The organism is Mycetocola reblochoni REB411 (assembly GCF_900163835.1).
Taxonomy (GTDB): Bacteria; Actinomycetota; Actinomycetes; order Actinomycetales; family Microbacteriaceae; genus Mycetocola_B; species Mycetocola_B reblochoni.
In genome coordinates this window covers 21666-37607 of record NZ_FUKR01000032.1, presented here as the reverse complement: position 1 = coordinate 37607, position 15942 = coordinate 21666, and the positions used below count along the sequence as shown (strand labels likewise).

16 protein-coding genes are annotated in these 15942 nt (G+C 68.9%); 4 read left to right on the top strand and 12 right to left on the bottom strand.

What is annotated here, in order from left to right; genetic code table 11:
- Positions 1–5 precede the first annotated feature (5 nt).
- A complete protein-coding gene (locus tag FM119_RS05115) occupies positions 6–746 on the top strand; it encodes a type IV toxin-antitoxin system AbiEi family antitoxin (protein WP_087136609.1) in 741 nt (246 codons plus the stop codon).
- A 10-nt stretch (positions 747–756) separates the two neighbouring features.
- On the opposite strand, the gene FM119_RS05110 is transcribed toward FM119_RS05115, so the two are convergent.
- From FM119_RS05110 to thrS, 12 genes are all read right to left on the bottom strand, one after another.
- On the bottom strand, positions 757–3012 hold the full coding sequence (locus tag FM119_RS05110) for a RelA/SpoT family protein (protein ID WP_087136608.1): 2256 nt from the start codon (positions 3010–3012) through the stop codon (positions 757–759).
- A gap of 71 nt (positions 3013–3083) precedes the next feature.
- Positions 3084–4082, bottom strand: a complete 999-nt coding sequence (secF, locus tag FM119_RS05105) for a protein translocase subunit SecF (RefSeq protein ID WP_087136607.1) — start codon at positions 4080–4082, stop codon at positions 3084–3086.
- Positions 4082–5797 (bottom strand): protein translocase subunit SecD, encoded by a 1716-nt coding sequence (gene secD, locus FM119_RS05100; protein ID WP_245827276.1) that lies wholly within the window; start codon positions 5795–5797, stop codon positions 4082–4084. Before secD ends, secF begins: the two co-directional genes overlap by 1 nt.
- Positions 5798–5843: 46 nt before the next feature.
- Positions 5844–6170, bottom strand: a complete 327-nt coding sequence (yajC, locus tag FM119_RS05095) for a preprotein translocase subunit YajC (RefSeq protein WP_087136605.1) — start codon at positions 6168–6170, stop codon at positions 5844–5846.
- 132 nt (positions 6171–6302) lie between these two features.
- Entirely contained in the window at positions 6303–7304 is a 1002-nt protein-coding gene (ruvB, locus tag FM119_RS05090; RefSeq protein ID WP_087136604.1) for a Holliday junction branch migration DNA helicase RuvB, read from the bottom strand.
- Entirely contained in the window at positions 7301–7915 is a 615-nt protein-coding gene (ruvA, locus tag FM119_RS05085; protein WP_087136603.1) for a Holliday junction branch migration protein RuvA, read from the bottom strand. Before ruvA ends, ruvB begins: the two co-directional genes overlap by 4 nt.
- Positions 7912–8532 carry a crossover junction endodeoxyribonuclease RuvC gene (ruvC, locus tag FM119_RS05080; RefSeq protein ID WP_087136602.1) on the bottom strand — a complete coding sequence of 207 codons (621 nt, stop codon included), beginning with the start codon at positions 8530–8532 and terminating at the stop codon, positions 7912–7914. The genes ruvA and ruvC overlap by 4 nt, the downstream gene beginning before the upstream one ends.
- 6 nt (positions 8533–8538) lie before the next feature.
- On the bottom strand, positions 8539–9297 hold the full coding sequence (locus tag FM119_RS05075) for a YebC/PmpR family DNA-binding transcriptional regulator (RefSeq protein ID WP_087136601.1): 759 nt from the start codon (positions 9295–9297) through the stop codon (positions 8539–8541).
- Between the two features lie 36 nt (positions 9298–9333).
- Positions 9334–9957: a pyridoxal 5'-phosphate synthase glutaminase subunit PdxT gene (pdxT, locus tag FM119_RS05070; protein WP_087136600.1), complete on the bottom strand. Its 624-nt coding sequence runs from the start codon at positions 9955–9957 to the stop codon at positions 9334–9336.
- Positions 9947–10849, bottom strand: coding sequence for a pyridoxal 5'-phosphate synthase lyase subunit PdxS (gene pdxS, locus FM119_RS05065; RefSeq protein WP_087136754.1), 903 nt, complete (start codon positions 10847–10849; stop codon positions 9947–9949). Before pdxS ends, pdxT begins: the two co-directional genes overlap by 11 nt.
- Before the next feature lie 53 nt (positions 10850–10902).
- Positions 10903–11439 carry an HIT family protein gene (locus tag FM119_RS05060; RefSeq protein WP_087136599.1) on the bottom strand — a complete coding sequence of 179 codons (537 nt, stop codon included), beginning with the start codon at positions 11437–11439 and terminating at the stop codon, positions 10903–10905.
- Positions 11440–11444: 5 nt separating this feature from the next.
- Complete coding sequence (gene thrS, locus FM119_RS05055; protein WP_087136598.1) at positions 11445–13412, bottom strand: threonine--tRNA ligase; 1968 nt, start codon at positions 13410–13412, stop codon at positions 11445–11447.
- A gap of 202 nt (positions 13413–13614) precedes the next feature.
- On the opposite strand from thrS, the gene FM119_RS05050 reads away from it, so the two are divergent.
- The 3 genes from FM119_RS05050 to FM119_RS05040 are packed head-to-tail and all read left to right on the top strand — an operon-like array spanning position 13615 to position 15895.
- Positions 13615–14427, top strand: a complete 813-nt coding sequence (locus tag FM119_RS05050; protein WP_087136597.1) for an amino acid ABC transporter substrate-binding protein — start codon at positions 13615–13617, stop codon at positions 14425–14427.
- 51 nt (positions 14428–14478) lie between these two features.
- Complete coding sequence (locus FM119_RS05045) at positions 14479–15135, top strand: amino acid ABC transporter permease (protein WP_087136596.1); 657 nt, start codon at positions 14479–14481, stop codon at positions 15133–15135.
- Entirely contained in the window at positions 15125–15895 is a 771-nt protein-coding gene (locus tag FM119_RS05040) for an amino acid ABC transporter ATP-binding protein (protein ID WP_087136595.1), read from the top strand. The genes FM119_RS05045 and FM119_RS05040 overlap by 11 nt, the downstream gene beginning before the upstream one ends.
- Positions 15896–15942 lie beyond the last annotated feature (47 nt).

The following is a 15942-nucleotide window of genomic DNA, read 5'->3' as shown; positions in this document are numbered from 1 at the left end:
CGTCCATGACATCACCGCGACCGGACTTCCCTCTCGACGGCTTCCTGCCGGCCGAACTCAGCGCGCTGCGGAACGAGGGCTGCCTGGTCGATCTCGCGGTCGGCCGTTATCGACTGATCGACGAGCCGGACTGTGCCGAGACGCGTGCGCGGAGCATCGCCGATGGGTGGAGCGAGTCAGCCCGACGTCGACTCGTCGTCGCCGGGGCGTCCGCCGCCTGGATTCACGGGTGCACGGCCGAGCCGCCCCGCGCCGACGAGGTCATCTCACGTCCCGAGGCGCGGTTCCGCCCGTCGGGACGCGCCCGGATGCGGGTGAGCGAGCGTCCGGTCGACGCGGACCAGCTGTGGTCGTTGTCCTCCGTGGCGGTGTTGACCCCCGCGGCGACGATCCTCGACCTCGCGCTCCGGCTGGACACGCTCTCGCCGGTGCACCCGGAGTCGCTCGGCGTCCTCCGCGGTCGGGCGGAGCACGCCGTCGCCCTGAGGTTCATGTACGACCGGTGGATGGGCCGGGTCGGGGATGAGGTTGACGAGCTCCTCCGCAGGACGTGCGGTGCCCGACGCCACGCGGAGCTGCTCGGGGTGTTGAGCGCCGTCGCGGGAGGTGCGGTGCGGGTGCGCTCGACACGGCCCGCCCTGCGGTCCGTCGACCCCGGACGCGCCGGGGAGGAGCGCTCCGTCCATGTGGCGACGGGCGCGGCCGGCGTCGCGGTGACCGGTATGCCGACCAGGTCGGTGGCCTGAGCGTCCGGTGCTAGCCCGCGTTGACCCGGTAGACGTCGTAGACGGCGTCGATGCGTCTGACGGCGTTGAGCACGCGGTCCAGATGGGTGGTGTCGCCCATCTCGAACACGAATCGACTGATCGCCAGGCGCGCGTTCGAGGTGTTGACCGACGCCGACAGGATGTTGACGTGGTACTCGCTCAGCACCCGGGTCACATCGCTGAGCAGGCCGGCCCTGTCGAGCGCCTCGACCTGGATGTTCACCATGAACACGCTCGCCGAGCTCGGTGCCCACTCGACCTCGATCATCCGCTCGGGCTCGGACAGCAACGACTGCACGTTCTGGCAGGCGGCCTGGTGGACCGAGACCCCGCTGCCCCTCGTGACGAATCCGACGATCTCGTCGCCCGGCACCGGCGTACAGCACTTCGCGAGCTTCACCAGGATGTCCGGAGCGCCCCTGACGAGGACGCCCGAATCGCTGTGCGGACGCACCCGGGTCTTGCCGTGAATCGGGAAGTCCACCTCGGCCGCATCGGTCTCCGAACCGCCCTGGAGGAGCAGGGCGACCTTCTCGAGCACCGACTGGGTCGACACATGGCCCTCACCGACGGCGGCGTACAGAGCGGACACGTCCTCGTAGTGGAGCTGTGCGGCCACCTCGGCGAAGGAGTCCTGACCCATGAGCCGTTGCAACGGCAGGTTCTGCTTGCGCATGGCGCGCCCGATGGCGTCCTTGCCTTGCTCGATCGCCTCGTCCCGACGCTCCTTGGTGAACCATTGGCGGATCTTGTTGCGCGCGCGGGGGCTCTTGACGAAGTTGAGCCAGTCCTGGCTGGGGCCGGAGTCGGGGTTCTTGGAGGTGAACACCTCGACGACGTCACCGCTGCTGAGGGCCGTCTCGAGGGGCATCAGACGGCCGTTGACCTTCGCGCCCATCGTGCGGTGGCCCACCTCGGTGTGGACGGCGTAGGCGAAGTCGACCGGGGTGGCACCCGAGGGCAGGCCGATCACGCGGCCCTTCGGCGTGAAGACGTAGACTTCCTTGGCGCCGATCTCGTAGCGGAGGGAATCGAGGAACTCCCCCGGGTCGGCCGTCTCCGCCTGCCAGTCGGAGATGTGCGCCAGCCAGGCCATGTCGGTCCCGCTCGGCAGGCCGGTTCCGGCGTCGCCGGACTTGCTGGCGACCTGCTCCTTGTACTTCCAGTGCGCGGCCACACCGTACTCGGCATGCTGGTGCATCTCGTGCGTGCGGATCTGGATCTCGATGGACTTGCCGCCCGGCCCGATCACGCTCGTGTGCAGGGACTGGTACAGGTTGTACTTGGGTGTCGCGATGTAGTCCTTGAACCGGCCTGGGATCGGCGTCCACCTGGCGTGCACGGCACCGAGAACCGCATAGCAGTCCTGCACCGAGGACACGAGGACGCGGATGCCGACGAGGTCGTAGATGTCGTTGAACTCGCGGCCGCGGACGTTCATCTTCTGGTAGATCGAGTAGTACTCCTTCGGCCGGCCCACGACCTTGCCGCGGATCTTCAGCGCCTTCAGGTCGTCACTGACCGAGGAGATCACCTGCTCGACGAAGTCTTCGCGCTGCGGTGTGCGCTGACGAACGAGGCTCTCGATCTCGGCGTAGATCTTCGGGTAGAGCACCGCGAACGACAGGTCCTGCAGCTCCGCCTTGATGGTCTGGATACCGAGCCGCCCGGCCAGCGGCGCGTAGATCTCGAGCGTCTCCGTGGCCTTGCGTACCGACTTCTCCGGCTGGACGAAGCCCCACGTCCTGGCGTTGTGCAGCCGGTCGGCCAGCTTGATGATGAGCACGCGGATGTCTTTCGACATGGCCACGATCATCTTGCGGACGGTCTCCGCCTGGGCGGCGTCCCCGTACTTGACCTTGTCGAGCTTCGTGACGCCGTCGACGAGCATCGCGATCTCGTCGCCGAAGTCGGCTCGCAGCTCCTCGAGGGTGTAGTCGGTGTCCTCGACCGTATCGTGCAGCAGTGCGGCAGCGAGCGTCTTCGCTCCGATTCCGAGGTCAGCGAGGATCTGGGCCACGGCCAGCGGGTGCGTGATGTACGGCTCGCCGCTCTGCCGCTTCTGCGTCCGGTGCGCACGCTCCGCCACCTCGTAGGCGCGTTCGATCACGCTGAGGTCGGCGCGGGGGTTGTGCAGCCGGGCGGTCTTCGTCAGCCGATCGATCGCACCGGCCGGCTGCGCCTTCGAGAAGATCCTCGGGACCAGGCGCCGCAGCGAGGCGGTGGATGACGTTGTCTCTGACATGGTGACCTCCTCTGACAAGTATGACGCGAGCGGGGCGTGGATCATTCCACGCCCCGCTCGCCGCGTGCGGCCTAGTTCTCTCCGAGTGCCTTCTCGCGTGCGGCCAGTACGCGCGCGTCGCGCTCGGCGATCGTCGGCTCCTTCTCACGGAAGAGCGCGTACAGCGGCGCCGCGACGAAGATCGTCGAGTACGTCGCCACCAGGATTCCGACGAGGAGGGACAGGGCGATGTCGCGCAGCGTCTCGACGCCGGGCATGAAGATGCCGCTGACGAGGATCGCCGCCACGGGGAGCGCGGCCACCACCGAGGTGTTGATCGAACGGACCAGGGTCTGGTTGACCGCCAGGTTGACGGACTCGGAGAACGTCCTGCTGGAGCGCTCCCCCGAATCCTCCGTGGTGTTCTCCCTGATCTTGTCGAACACCACCACCGTGTCGTAGAGCGAATACCCGAGGATTGTCAGGAACCCGATCACCGTGGCGGGGCTGACCTCGAAGTCGGAGGCCGCGTACACGCCCAGTGTGATGACGAGCACGTCCAGCAGCGCGATCATCGCCGCCGCCGACATCTTCCAGGTGCGGAAGTACAGCGCCATGGTCAGGAACGCGAGGGCGAGGAACACGACGAGCCCGAGAAGGGCCTGCCTGGTGATGTCCTGGCCCCACGACGCCCCGATGAAGGAGTTCGTGATCTCCGACTCGTCGACGTCGTAGGCAGAGGCCAGTGCACGGCTCACCTGCAGCGTCTCGTCGGCAGTGAGCTGGTCGGTCTGCACGCGGATGCCGCCGTCGCCGACAGTCGTGACGCGGGCGTTCGCATTGGAGACGACGTCGTCGACCGCGGTCGTGGCGATCGTCGTCTCCGAGCTGGACGCGCCGGAGACGGTGAACTGCGACCCACCGGTGAACTCGATGGAGAAGTTGAAGCCGCCACGGGCGACCGGGATGAGCACGGAGATCACCACGAGGACGATCGCGACGCTGAACCAGATCTTGCGGTTGCCGACGAAGTTGATCGAGCGCTTGCCCGTGTAGAGGTCGTTACCGAACGACGTCAGGTTGCTGACCATCAGGAGTCCTTCCCATCTTCGGGACGGTTGTCCCCCAGTTCGGCTGCCTTGCGTTCCGCGATCGTCTGTCTGCGCTGCACCTCGCGCTTGCTGCTGCGCCGCTTCGATGCGCTGACCGAGGCGTCGGGTGCACGGAACTGCGCCCGGCCCCGGTAGATCGCGCCGAGGGCGTGGGGGTCGAGCCCCGTCGCCGGGTGCCCGCTGGAGAAGAAGCGGCTCTTGGCCAGCAACTGCATCATCGGGTGGGTGAAGAGGAACACGACGATGACGTCGATGATCGTCGTCACGCCGAGGGTGAAGGCGAAGCCGCGCACGTTGCCGACGGCGAGCACGTACAGCACCACCGCGGAGAGCAGGTTGACGGCCTTCGACGCGAAGATCGTGCGCTTGGCGCGACGCCAGCCCGCTTCGACGGCCGACTCCAGTCCCCTGCCGTCGCGCAGCTCGTCCCTGATGCGCTCGAAGTAGACGATGAAGGAGTCCGCCGTGAATCCGATCGCGACGATCAGACCCGCCACGCCGGCGAGCGAGAGCCGGTACCCCTCACGCCAGGACAGCAGTGCGATCGCGAGATAGGTGAGGACACCGGCGACGATGAGCGAGGCGATGGTGACGAAACCGAGCAGCCGGTATTGGAACAGCGTGTACACGACCACGAGCAGGAGTCCGATGAGGCCGAAGATGAGGCCGATCTGAAGTTGCGTGTCACCGAGCGTCGCCGAGATGGTGTCCGAGGACTGCACGGTGAAGCTGATGGGGAGCGCGCCGTACTTGAGCTGGTCGGCGAGGGCCTGCGCGCTGTCCTGGTTGAAGGACCCGGTGATGCTGGGCTTGCCGTTGGTGATCAGGCCGTTCATGCTCGGTGCGGACAGGACCGAACCGTCGAGGACGAAGGCGAACTGGTTCTGCGGCGCCTCGGCGCCGTACAGCCGCTGGCTGATGTCGCCGAAGACCTCGGTGCCGTGGCCGTTGAGGACGATGTTGACGCCCCACACGCCGGTGCTGGCGCCCTGGCTGTTCGACTGGATCCCCGCCGTGGCGTCGGTGATCGACTCTCCGGTGAGCTCGACCGGGCCGAGGAGGTACTTGGCCGTGCCGTCCGTCGCGCAGGTGATGAGCGGCTCGTCGGCGGGCGCGTCGCTCGCGTCGGTGGGCTCCGCGCAGTTGTAGGCGAGGAACTCGGCGCTCAGCCGCTCGGTGATCCAGTTGGGGTCGCTGGCGTCCGTCGGCTCGGCCGAGGGCGTGTCGGCCATCGAGTCGTCAGGGGTCGGGTACGGGGTCTCGACCTGGTCCTCGCCGACGAAGGTGTTCGCCGGTGCGCTCGTGGCGATCACCGGACGGAACTGCAGCTGCGCGGACGACTCGATCCGCTCGCGCGTCGCGTCGTCGATCTCACCCGGCATGGAGACGACGATGTTGCTCGAACCCTGGGTGCTGATCTCCGCCTCGGACACGCCTGAGGCGTCGACGCGCTGCCTGATGATGCTCACGGCCTGGTTGAGCTGGTCCTGCGAGACCTGCTGACCCTCGGACAGCTTGGCCGAGAGGATCACCTGGGTGCCCCCCTCGAGGTCGAGGGCGAGTTTGGGAGCCCAGCTCGCGGTGCTCCAGATCACCCCCGCGACGAGTGCCGCCGCCAGGACGGCGGTCAACGCCCCCAGCCAGGTCAGTGTCTTCCTCGCCTGGCGGACAGGCGTCGACGATGTGGGTGCCACGAATGCTCTGTTCTCTTCTCGGCGGCGCTGACGGCCGTCCGGCTGACTAGTTGTTCTTGGTGTCGTTGTCGCTGGGCGCGTCGGAGCCGATGATGTCGTCCGCGGGCTGCTGCACATCGTCGACGACGCGGGCGATGGCCTGGCTGTGCACGCCGACGACGACGCCGGGGGCGATCTCGAGCTGGGTCTTGTTCTCGTTCTCGTCGATGGAGACGATGGAGCCGAACAGACCGAAGTTGGTCATGACCGTCGCACCGGGGACGATGCTCGACCGGAGGGCGGCGAGGTCCTTCTTGCGCTTCTGGCCGTTGCGGAACATGAAGAAGATGAGAACGGCGAGGATCGCCAGCATGGCGTACTGCATGATGTCCATAAAAAGAAGTGAGCCTTTCGGCCGCGGGGCGCGGCTGTCATCGGGTCGGTCGGGGGGTTCTCCGGCAGTATATGGCACCGACGTTGCCACACCCGGGGCGGGCGGAGTCGGAGGACAGGCCCGGACGGCGGTTCACGACGACGGCTGCGCCATCCCGAAGTGCCTCCAGGCCTCGGCCGTGGCGATGCGACCGCGCGGCGTCCGCGCGATGAGCCCGGCCCTGACGAGGAACGGCTCGACGACGCTCTCCACCGTCTCGGGCTCCTCCCCCACCGACATCGACAGGGTTCCGAGCCCGACGGGGCCTCCGGCGAATCGGGTGAGCAGCGTCTCCATGACGGCGCGGTCGAGGCGGTCCAGGCCGCGCTCGTCGACGTCGTACAGCTCGAGCGCACCGCGCACCGCGGAGATGTCGGCCCGCTCGGAGTGCACGAGGGCGAAGTCGCGGACGCGGCGGAGCAGCCGGTTCGCGATGCGCGGCGTCCCCCTGCTGCGCGAGGCGATCTCGTGGACGCCGTCGGAGGCGAGGTCGACACCGAGGAGGGCGGCGGCGCGCGCGACGACTTGCTCGAGCTCCTCCGTCGCGTAGAACTCGAGGTGCGCGGTGAAGCCGAAGCGGTCCCTGAGCGGGTTCGGAAGCAGGCCCGACCGCGTCGTCGCGCCCACGAGGGTGAACGGCGACAGCTCGAGCGGCACCGAGGTGGCGCCCGCGCCCTTGCCGACCATGATGTCGATCCGGAAGTCCTCCATCGCCAGGTAGAGCATCTCCTCCGCCGAGCGCGCCATGCGGTGGATCTCGTCGATGAACAGGACCTCGCCGGGGGTCAGGCTCGACAGCACGGCGGCGAGGTCACCCGAATGCTGGATCGCCGGTCCGCTGGACATCCGCAGCGGCTTCCCCGTCTCCTCGGCGACGATCATCGACAGAGTGGTCTTTCCCAGGCCGGGAGGGCCGGCCAGGAGGATGTGGTCGGGGGTGCGGCCCTGCAACGTGGCCGCGGTGAGCAGGAGCTTCAGCTGGCCGCGCACCTTCGACTGCCCGACGAACTCGTCGAGCGTCGACGGGCGAAGCGCCCCCTCGAACGCGATCTCCGCCGCGGAGCCCGCGTGCGGATCGGTGACGGCGTCGCTCATGCGCGCGCCCCCCGCCCGCGTCCGCTGAGGGCGACCAGTGTCAGCCGAAGCAGCGCGGCGGTGTCATCCGCGGCGATCGCGGGGTGCGCGGCCACGACCGCGTCGAGCGCGGGACGGGCCTCGCGCTCCGACCAGCCGAGGGACACGAGCGCCTCGAGGATCTCGTCGACCGCGGCCGGTGACGGCGACTCGGGAGTGTGCTCCCCCTGGAACGCGCCCAGCTTGCCCGCGAGCGAGACGACGATGAGCTTCGCGGTCTTCGGCCCGATGCCGCTGACGCGGGTGAACGGCTTCGCGTCCTCCGCCACCACCGCGCGGTGGATGTCGGCGGGATCGAGCTCGGCGAGGATCCCGAGGGCCGACTTCGGGCCGACGCCCGTCACACCGATGAGGATGCGGAACAGCTCCACCCTGGCGGCGTCCTCGAACCCGAAGAGCGTCAAGGAGTCCTCGCGGACGATCAGCTCCGTGAACGCCGTCGTCTCGTGGCCGACGCGAACGGCGAGGACGTGCGCGGGGGTGACGTTGACCGCGTATCCGACGCCGTGGACGTCGATGACGAGGAGGGAGCCGGCGGCCGAACGCACCGTTCCGGTGAGGGAGGAGATCACCGTTCCAGCCTACGGCGTGCCGACGACGATGCCCGCTCCGCCGCGCGCCAGGCCCGCTGCGCCGGGGTCTCCCCCGAGCCGGTGGACCCCACGCCCGCTCCCCGATCACCCGTGTCAGGTCGGGTCGGCGACGGGAGCGCCCCGCCGCGCCAGGAGTGGCAGATCGCGAGGGCGAGGGCGTCCGCCGCGTCGGCCGGGGAGGGCAACTCGTCGAGCCGGAGGATCTTGGCGACCATCGTCTGCACCTGGCGCTTCTCGGCCGAGCCGTAGCCGGTGACGGCCGCCTTCACCTCGCTCGGGGTGTGCAGGGCGACCGGTATGCCCCTCGTCGCTGCGGCGTAGAGCGCCAGCCCGCTGACCTGGGCCGTGCCCATGACCGTCCGGAGGTTGTGCTGGGCAAACACCCGCTCGACGGCGACCGCGTCGGGGGCGAACCCCTCGATCACCTCGTCGATCCCCGTGCCGATCTGGCGGAGCCGCTGCTCGATCGGCTCGTCGGAGCCGCTGCGGATCACCCCGTAGTGCACGAGGTGTGCGCGCCGGTCCGGCCCCACCTCGATGACGCCGACCCCGCACCTGGTCAGGCCGGGGTCGATGCCGAGGATGCGCCGGGCCACGCCCGCCTACTCCTCGTTCTCGAGCTCCGCCTGCGCCTCGGCGGTGAGATCGAAGTTGCTGTAGACGTTCTGCACGTCGTCGCTGTCCTCGAGCGCGTCGATGAGCTTGAGCACCTTGCGCGCCGTCTCGGCGTCGATCTCGACCTTAAGGTTGGGCACGAAGGCCACGTCGGCGGAGTCGTAGTCGATCCCCGCCTCCTGAAGCGCGGTGCGCGCCGCGACGAGGTCGGCGGTGTCGACGACGACCTCGAAGGTCTCACCCTCGTCGGTGACCTCCTCGACGCCGGCATCGAGCACCGCGGCGAGGACGTCGTCCTCGCTGGTGCCCTCGGCCGGAACGACGATGAGCCCCTTGCGCGCGAAGTTGTACGCGACCGACCCCGGGTCGGCCATGGTGCCGCCGTTGCGGGTCATCGCCGTGCGGACCTCCGCTGCGGCACGGTTCTTGTTGTCGGTCAGGCACTCGACCATGAGCGCGACTCCGGCCTGGGCGTAACCCTCGTACATGATGCTCGTGTAGTCGATGACCTCGCCGGTGAGACCGGCGCCGCGCTTGATGGCCCTGTCGATGTTGTCGTTGGGGACGGAGGTCTTCTTGGCCTTCTGGACCGCGTCCTGCAGGGTGGGGTTGCCGGACAGGTCGGCTCCGCCGATCTTCGCGGCGACCTCGATGTTCTTGATGAGCTTGGCGAACGACTTGGCACGGCGCTGGTCGATGACGGCCTTCTTGTGCTTGGTCGTTGCCCACTTGGAGTGACCGGACATGTGCTCCCTCTGCTGCGTCTGGAAAGTGTGACTAGTCTACGAGGCCGCGGCCGTCCGCCCCGCGCGCTCGGCGACGCGCGTGAGCAGCAGCTCGTGGAACCGGGTGTCCCCGGTGACCTCGGGGTGGAACGATGTGGCGATCAGCGCTCCCTGGGCGACGGCGACCACGCGACCGTCGGCCAGCGTCGCCAGCGCCCGCGCGCCCATGCCGACCTCGTCGACGAGCGGCGCCCTGATGAACACCGCGTGCACGGGCTCCGGACCGAGATCGGGCACGGCGAGGTCCGTCTCGAACGAGTCCAGCTGCGAGCCGAACGCGTTGCGCCTGGCCGTGATGTCGAGTCCGCCGAGCGTCTGCTGGCCGGAGATCCCGTCGGCGAGGCGGTCCGCGAGCATGATCAGCCCCGCGCAGGTCCCGTAGACGGGCAGTCCGGCCGCGATCGCCTCGCGCAGGGGCTCGCGCATCCCGAACAGCCGGGTGAGCTTGTCCATCACGCTGGACTCGCCTCCGGGGATGACGAGGCCGTCGACCGCGGCCAGCTCGTCCGGACGACGCACGGGCACCGCGGCCGCACCCAGCCGGGTGAGGACCGCGAGGTGCTCACGGACGTCGCCCTGGAGTGCGAGGACCCCGATCCGCGGGACGGCGCTACCAGCCACGCTCGGAGAGACGGTGCGGTGCCGGCAGGTCGGCGACGTTGATGCCGACCATGGCCTCGCCGAGCCCCCTCGAGGCCTCGGCGATGACGGCGGGGTCATCGTGGAAGGCCGTCGCCTTGACGATCGCGGCCGCACGCTCCGCCGGGTTGCCCGACTTGAAGATGCCGGAGCCGACGAAGACGCCGTCCGCGCCGAGCTGCATCATCATGGCCGCGTCGGCGGGGGTGGCCACGCCACCGGCGGTGAACAGCACGACGGGGAGCTTGCCGGTCGCGGCGACCTCGGCGACGAGCTCGTAGGGCGACTGCAGCTCCTTCGCGGCCACGTACAGCTCGTCCTTCGTCATGGAGCTGAGGCGGTTGATCTCGGCCGTGATGGTACGGATGTGCTTGGTGGCCTCCGAGACGTCGCCCGTCCCCGCCTCGCCCTTCGAGCGGATCATGGCCGCGCCCTCGGTGATGCGGCGAAGTGCCTCGCCGAGGTGGGTGGCGCCGCAGACGAACGGGACCGTGAAGTTCCACTTGTCGATGTGGTTGACGTAGTCGGCCGGGCTGAGCACCTCGGACTCGTCGACGTAGTCGACACCGAGCTCCTGCAGGACCTGAGCCTCGACGAAGTGGCCGATGCGTGCCTTGGCCATGACCGGGATCGAGACGCTGGCGATGATGTCGTCGATGAGGTCGGGGTCGCTCATCCGCGCCACGCCGCCCTGCGCCCTGATGTCGGCGGGGACGCGCTCGAGCGCCATGACGGCGACGGCGCCGGCGTCCTCGGCGATGCGCGCCTGCTCGGCGGTGACGACGTCCATGATGACGCCGCCCTTCAGCATCTCCGCGAGTCCGCGCTTGACGCGAGTGGAACCGGTCGATCCGGTGCTGGTGGTGTCAGTCATCATGCCTTCATCTTAGTCGGTGTGCAGGGGTGTGATCCGCGCGACGGCGGGGCTCAGGGGCTCGGCCAGGCCGCGGCCAGGTCCGCCCTCATCTCGCCGAGGAGCCGAGGGAGAGCCTTCGTCTTCGCGATGATGGGGAAGAAGTTCGAGTCCTGCGCCCACCGCGGGACGATGTGCTGGTGCAGGTGCCCGGCGATGCCGGCTCCGGCGATGGCGCCCTGGTTCATCCCGATGTTCACGCCGTCGTTGTGCGCGACCTCGCCGAGCACGTTCATCGCCGTCTGGGTGAGCGTGGCGATCTCGGTGATCTCCTCGAGGGTGGCCTCGTTGTACAGCCCCACGTGCCGGTACGGCAGGACCATCAGGTGGCCGGTGTTATACGGGTACAGGTTCATCACCACGAAGGCGAGCCGGCCGCGGTGGACGATGAGCGTCTTCTCGTCGTCCTGGCTGGGCGCATAGCAGAACGGGCACTCGTGCTGCTCCGGCTGGTGGGTGTCGGCGACGTAGACCATCCGGTGCGGCGTCCAGAGCCGCTGGAACTCGTCGGGGACGCCGGGGAGGCGTGCGCCGTCTTCGACCTCGGTCATCCGGCTCAGCCCTGCCAAGCGGTGGTGATCTGGGCGTGCTCGGCGATCGCGTCGACGATCCGCGTGATGGCGTCGTCGACGGGAACGCCGTTCAGCTGGCTGCCGTCGCGGAAGCGGAAGCTGACGGAGCCGGCCGCCCTGTCCTCTTCTCCAGCGATCAGCTGGAACGGCACCTTCGCCTTGGTGTGGGTCCGGATCTTCTTCGGCATGCGGTCGTCGGAGTGGTCCACGTGCGCCCTGACGCCCGCCGCGCGCAGACGCTCGACGATTCCGTCCAGGTACGGCCCGTACTCCGCCGCCACGGGGATGCCGACCACCTGGGTGGGGGCCAGCCAGACGGGGAACGCTCCGGCGTAGTGCTCGAGCAGGATGGCGAAGAAGCGCTCGACGGAGCCGAGCAGTGCGCGGTGAATCATGACGGGCTGCTGACGCGAGCCGTCCGCGGCCGTGTACTGCAGGTCGAACAGCTCCGGCTGGTTGAAGTCGAGCTGCACGGTCGACAGCTGCCAGGTGCGGCCGATCGCGTCGCGCGCCTGGACGGAGATCTTGGGGCCGTAGAACGCGGCGCCCCCCGGGTCGGCGACGAGCTCGAGCCCCGACTCGACGGCGACCTCGCGCAGTGTCTCGGTCGCCTCGTCCCAGATCGCGTCCGAGCCGACGTACTTCTCCGGGTCCTTCGTGGACAGCTCCAGGTAGAAGTCGTCGAGGCCGTAGCCCCGCAGCGTCTCGAGCACGAACTGGAGCTGGCGGGCGACCTCGCCCTTCACCTGCTCCGGCGTGGTGTAGATGTGGGCGTCGTCCTGGGTCAGGCCGCGCACGCGGGTCAGGCCGGCGAGGGTGCCGCTCTTCTCGTAGCGGTACACCGTGCCGAACTCCGCCAGGCGCAGCGGAAGCTCGCGATAGCTGCGGCCCCTTGCCCGGAAGATGAGGTTGTGCATCGGGCAGTTCATGGGTTTCAGGTAGTAGTCCTGGCCCTGCTTGGTGACGTTGCCCTCGGCGTCGTGCTCCTCGTCGAGGTGCATCGGCGGGAACATGCCGTCGCGATACCAGTTCAGGTGCTGGCTCGTCTCGAACAGCTGCCCCTTGGTGATGTGCGGGGTGTTGACGAGCTCGTAGCCGTTCGTCAGCAGCTGCTTGCGCATGTACTGCTCGATCTCGTTGCGGATGATGCCGCCGTTGGGGTGGAACACGGCCAGCCCCGAACCGATCTCATCGGGGAAGCTGAACAGGTCGAGCTCGGCGCCGAGCTTGCGGTGGTCGCGCTTGGCCGCCTCCTCGAGACGGGTCTGGTACGCCCGAAGCTCGTCCTTCGTCGGCCAGGCGGTGCCGTAGATGCGCTGCAGCTGCGGGTTCTTCTCCGACCCCCTCCAGTAGGCGGCCGCGACGCGCATGAGCGCGTAGCCGTTGCCGATCAGCCGCGTGCTGGGCAGGTGCGGCCCGCGGCAGAGATCCTTCCACACCGTCTCCCCCGTCTTCGGGTCGACGTTGTCGTAGATGGTGAGCTCGCCCGAACCCACTTCGACCGACTCGTTGTCCCCTCCGGACTCCGCGGATCCCTTCAGGCCGATCAGCTCGAGCTTGTATGGCTCGGACGCGAGCTCGCGTCGCGCCTCGTCCTCGGTGACGACGCGGCGGACGAAGCGCTGGCCCTGCTTGACGATGCGCTCCATCGCCTTCTGCAGCACCTTCAGATCGTCGGGGGTGAAGGGCTCGGCGACGTCGAAGTCGTAGTAGAAGCCGTCCGTGATGAACGGGCCGATGCCGAGCCTGGCCTCGGGGTTCGTCTGCTGCACGGCCTGGGCGAGCACGTGGGCGGCCGAGTGGCGCAGGATGTTGAGCCCGTCCTCGGAGTCGATCGTCACCGGCTCGACCGTGTCCGACTCGGTGACGGTGGCCGCCAGGTCCTTCAGTACACCGTTGACGCGCATGGCGACGATGGCTCGGTCGGTGAACAGTTCAAAACCGTCGGGCACCTGGTCCTGCTTTCCGTGAGTAGAGATCGACGGAACAACTTTAGCGCGCGCTCGTGGCGACGACGGGACGCCGACGCCCCGGTCACGCCGCCGTCCGCGGGAAGGTGAGGCTTCGTCACAGCCCGTCACACGGTGGAACGTCCCCTCGGCTCCGCCTAGACTCGCCACGCGCCGATCCGCGCACCACACACCCAGGAGTTCCATGTCACGCCTTCGCCGCGCCCTCATCGTCCCCGTCGTCCTCGGCTCGCTGCTCGGGCTCGCCGCATGCTCGGGCCAGTCCGACGACGCCGCGACGCCCGCGGGCGGCCTCACCCTCGAGCAGATCACCGAGGCGGGGGTCCTCCGCGTCGGTACGGAGGGGACATACCGCCCGTTCAGCTTCCACGAGGACGGCAGCGGCGACCTCACCGGCTACGACGTCGAGGTGATCACCGCCGTCGCCGAGAAGCTCGGCGTCACGGCCGAGTTCGACGAGACGCAGTGGGACGCGCTGTTCGCCGCGCTGGACGCCGGCAGGATCGACGTCATCGCCAACCAGGTGTCCATCAACGACGAACGCGAGGCGAAGTACACCCTGAGCACCCCCTACTCGGTGTCCCCCGGCGTCCTCGTCGTCGCCGACGGCACGGACGACATCTCCGGCTTCGACGACATCGAGGGCAAGACCCTCGCCCAGTCGCTGACGAGCAACTGGTACACCCTCGCGGAGTCGTACGGCGCGACCGTGGAGGGCGTGGAGGGCTGGGCCCAGGCCGCCGAGCTGCTCAGCCAGGGCCGCGTCGACGCGACGATCAACGACAAGCTCACCGTGCTCGACGACCAGAAGAACTCCGGTGACCGCGGCCTGCGAATCGTCGCAGAGTCGGACGAGCCGTCCCGCAGCGCACTCGCCTTCCCCGGCGGGAGCGAGGAGCTGGTCGCCGCGGTCGACGACGCCCTGGCCGAGCTCCGCGCCGACGGCGTGCTCGCCGAGCTCGGCGAGAAGTACTTCGGCGAGGACGTGAGTGAGTAGTCCGCACCGTCCGTCGCCGTCGCCGTCGCCGACAGGACCGGCGGTGCCCGCGTGGACCTGAGCCTGTTCCTCGACTCGCTCGGCCCCATCGCGCTCGGCGCGATCACCGGCACGATTCCGCTTGCGCTGGTGTCGTTCGCTTTCGGACTCGTGCTCGCGGTGGTCGTCGCGCTCGCCCGGATGTCGCCATCGCGGTGGCTGCGCTGGCCGGCCAGGGCATTCATCTCCGTCATCAGGGGCACGCCGCTGCTCGTGCAGCTGTTCGTGATCTTCTACGGCCTGCCCAACCTCGGCTGGACGCTGGACGCGTGGCCGTCCGCCGTGATCGCGTTCACCCTCAACGTCGGTGGCTACGGTGCCGAGACCATCCGGGCGGCGATCCTGTCGGTGCCGCGCGGGCAGTGGGAGGCGGCGTTCATGATCGGACTCGGCCGCCGGCAGACGTTGACGCGGGTGATCCTCCCGCAGGCGGCACGGGTGAGCGTCCCGCCGCTGTCGAACACCTTCATCTCGCTCGTCAAGGACACCTCCCTGGCCTCCATGATCATGGTCACGGAGCTGTTCAGGGAGGCCCAGAAGATCGCGGCCTTCACCCAGGAGTTCCTCGCCCTCTACATCGAGGCGGCACTGGTCTACTGGCTGATCTGCCTCGTGCTCTCGGCCGCACAGAGCCGCATCGAGACCCGTTTGGAGCGCCATGTCGCTTAAGACCACCCCCGCCGTCCGGCTCGAGGGCGTGCGGCTGTCGTTCGGTCCGACGCCGGTGCTCGACGGTGTGTCTCTGACGGTGGCGGAGGGGGAGGTCCTCGTCCTTCTTGGAGCGTCCGGCTCGGGCAAGACCACGTTGTTGCGCGTGCTCGCGGGGCTGGAGTGGCCGAGCGCCGGCCGGATCCGGATCGAGGACGTCGAGGTCGACGCGGCCACGACGCCGCCCCGGCGTGGTCGGGACGCGTTGAGGTCGCGGACGGCGATGGTCTTCCAGCAGCACAATCTGTTCCCCCATCGCACGGTTCTCGGCAACGTGATCGAGGGCCCGGTGTCCGTGCAGCGCCGTTCGCGTGCCGACGCCGAGCAGGAGGCCAGGCGCCTGCTCGATCGCGTCGGGCTGGGCGAGCGGGCCGACGCCTACCCGGCCGAGCTCTCCGGCGGTCAGCAGCAGCGGGTCGGCATCGTGAGGGCACTCGCGCTGCACCCGCGCGTGCTGCTGTTCGACGAGCCCACCTCGTCGCTCGACCCGGAGCTCGTCGGCGAGGTGCTCACCGTGATGTCCGAGCTCGCAGCCGAGGGCTGGACGATGATCGTCGTCACCCACGAGCTCGGGTTCGCCCGTGCGGTCGCGGACAGCATCGCGTTCCTCGACGGCGGGACCATCGTCGAGCACGCGCCCTCGGCCGATTTCTTCGCGGCGCCGCGAACGGATCGCGCCCGGCGGTTCCTCGCCCGACTGGACGGCGGCTTCCACCCCTGATATCGGATACGAGTTCGCCACGAGGATTCTTCCGGTGAATCCGGCCG

What these genes read in the sequence shown, in the direction of transcription:
- ruvB (WP_087136604.1), bottom strand. Translation starts at nt 7,304, where the DNA reads ATGAGCGACGCCGTCACCGATCCGCACGCGGGCTCCGCGGCGGAGATC.
- FM119_RS05075 (WP_087136601.1), bottom strand. Translation starts at nt 9,297, where the DNA reads ATGTCCGGTCACTCCAAGTGGGCAACGACCAAGCACAAGAAGGCCGTC.
- secF (WP_087136607.1), bottom strand. Translation starts at nt 4,082, where the DNA reads ATGGTCAGCAACCTGACGTCGTTCGGTAACGACCTCTACACGGGCAAG.
- FM119_RS05050 (WP_087136597.1), top strand. Translation starts at nt 13,615, where the DNA reads ATGTCACGCCTTCGCCGCGCCCTCATCGTCCCCGTCGTCCTCGGCTCG.
- FM119_RS05115 (WP_087136609.1), top strand. Translation starts at nt 6, where the DNA reads ATGACATCACCGCGACCGGACTTCCCTCTCGACGGCTTCCTGCCGGCC.
- FM119_RS05060 (WP_087136599.1), bottom strand. Translation starts at nt 11,439, where the DNA reads ATGACCGAGGTCGAAGACGGCGCACGCCTCCCCGGCGTCCCCGACGAG.
- pdxS (WP_087136754.1), bottom strand. Translation starts at nt 10,849, where the DNA reads ATGACTGACACCACCAGCACCGGATCGACCGGTTCCACTCGCGTCAAG.
- yajC (WP_087136605.1), bottom strand. Translation starts at nt 6,170, where the DNA reads ATGGACATCATGCAGTACGCCATGCTGGCGATCCTCGCCGTTCTCATC.
- FM119_RS05110 (WP_087136608.1), bottom strand. Translation starts at nt 3,012, where the DNA reads ATGTCAGAGACAACGTCATCCACCGCCTCGCTGCGGCGCCTGGTCCCG.
- FM119_RS05040 (WP_087136595.1), top strand. Translation starts at nt 15,125, where the DNA reads ATGTCGCTTAAGACCACCCCCGCCGTCCGGCTCGAGGGCGTGCGGCTG.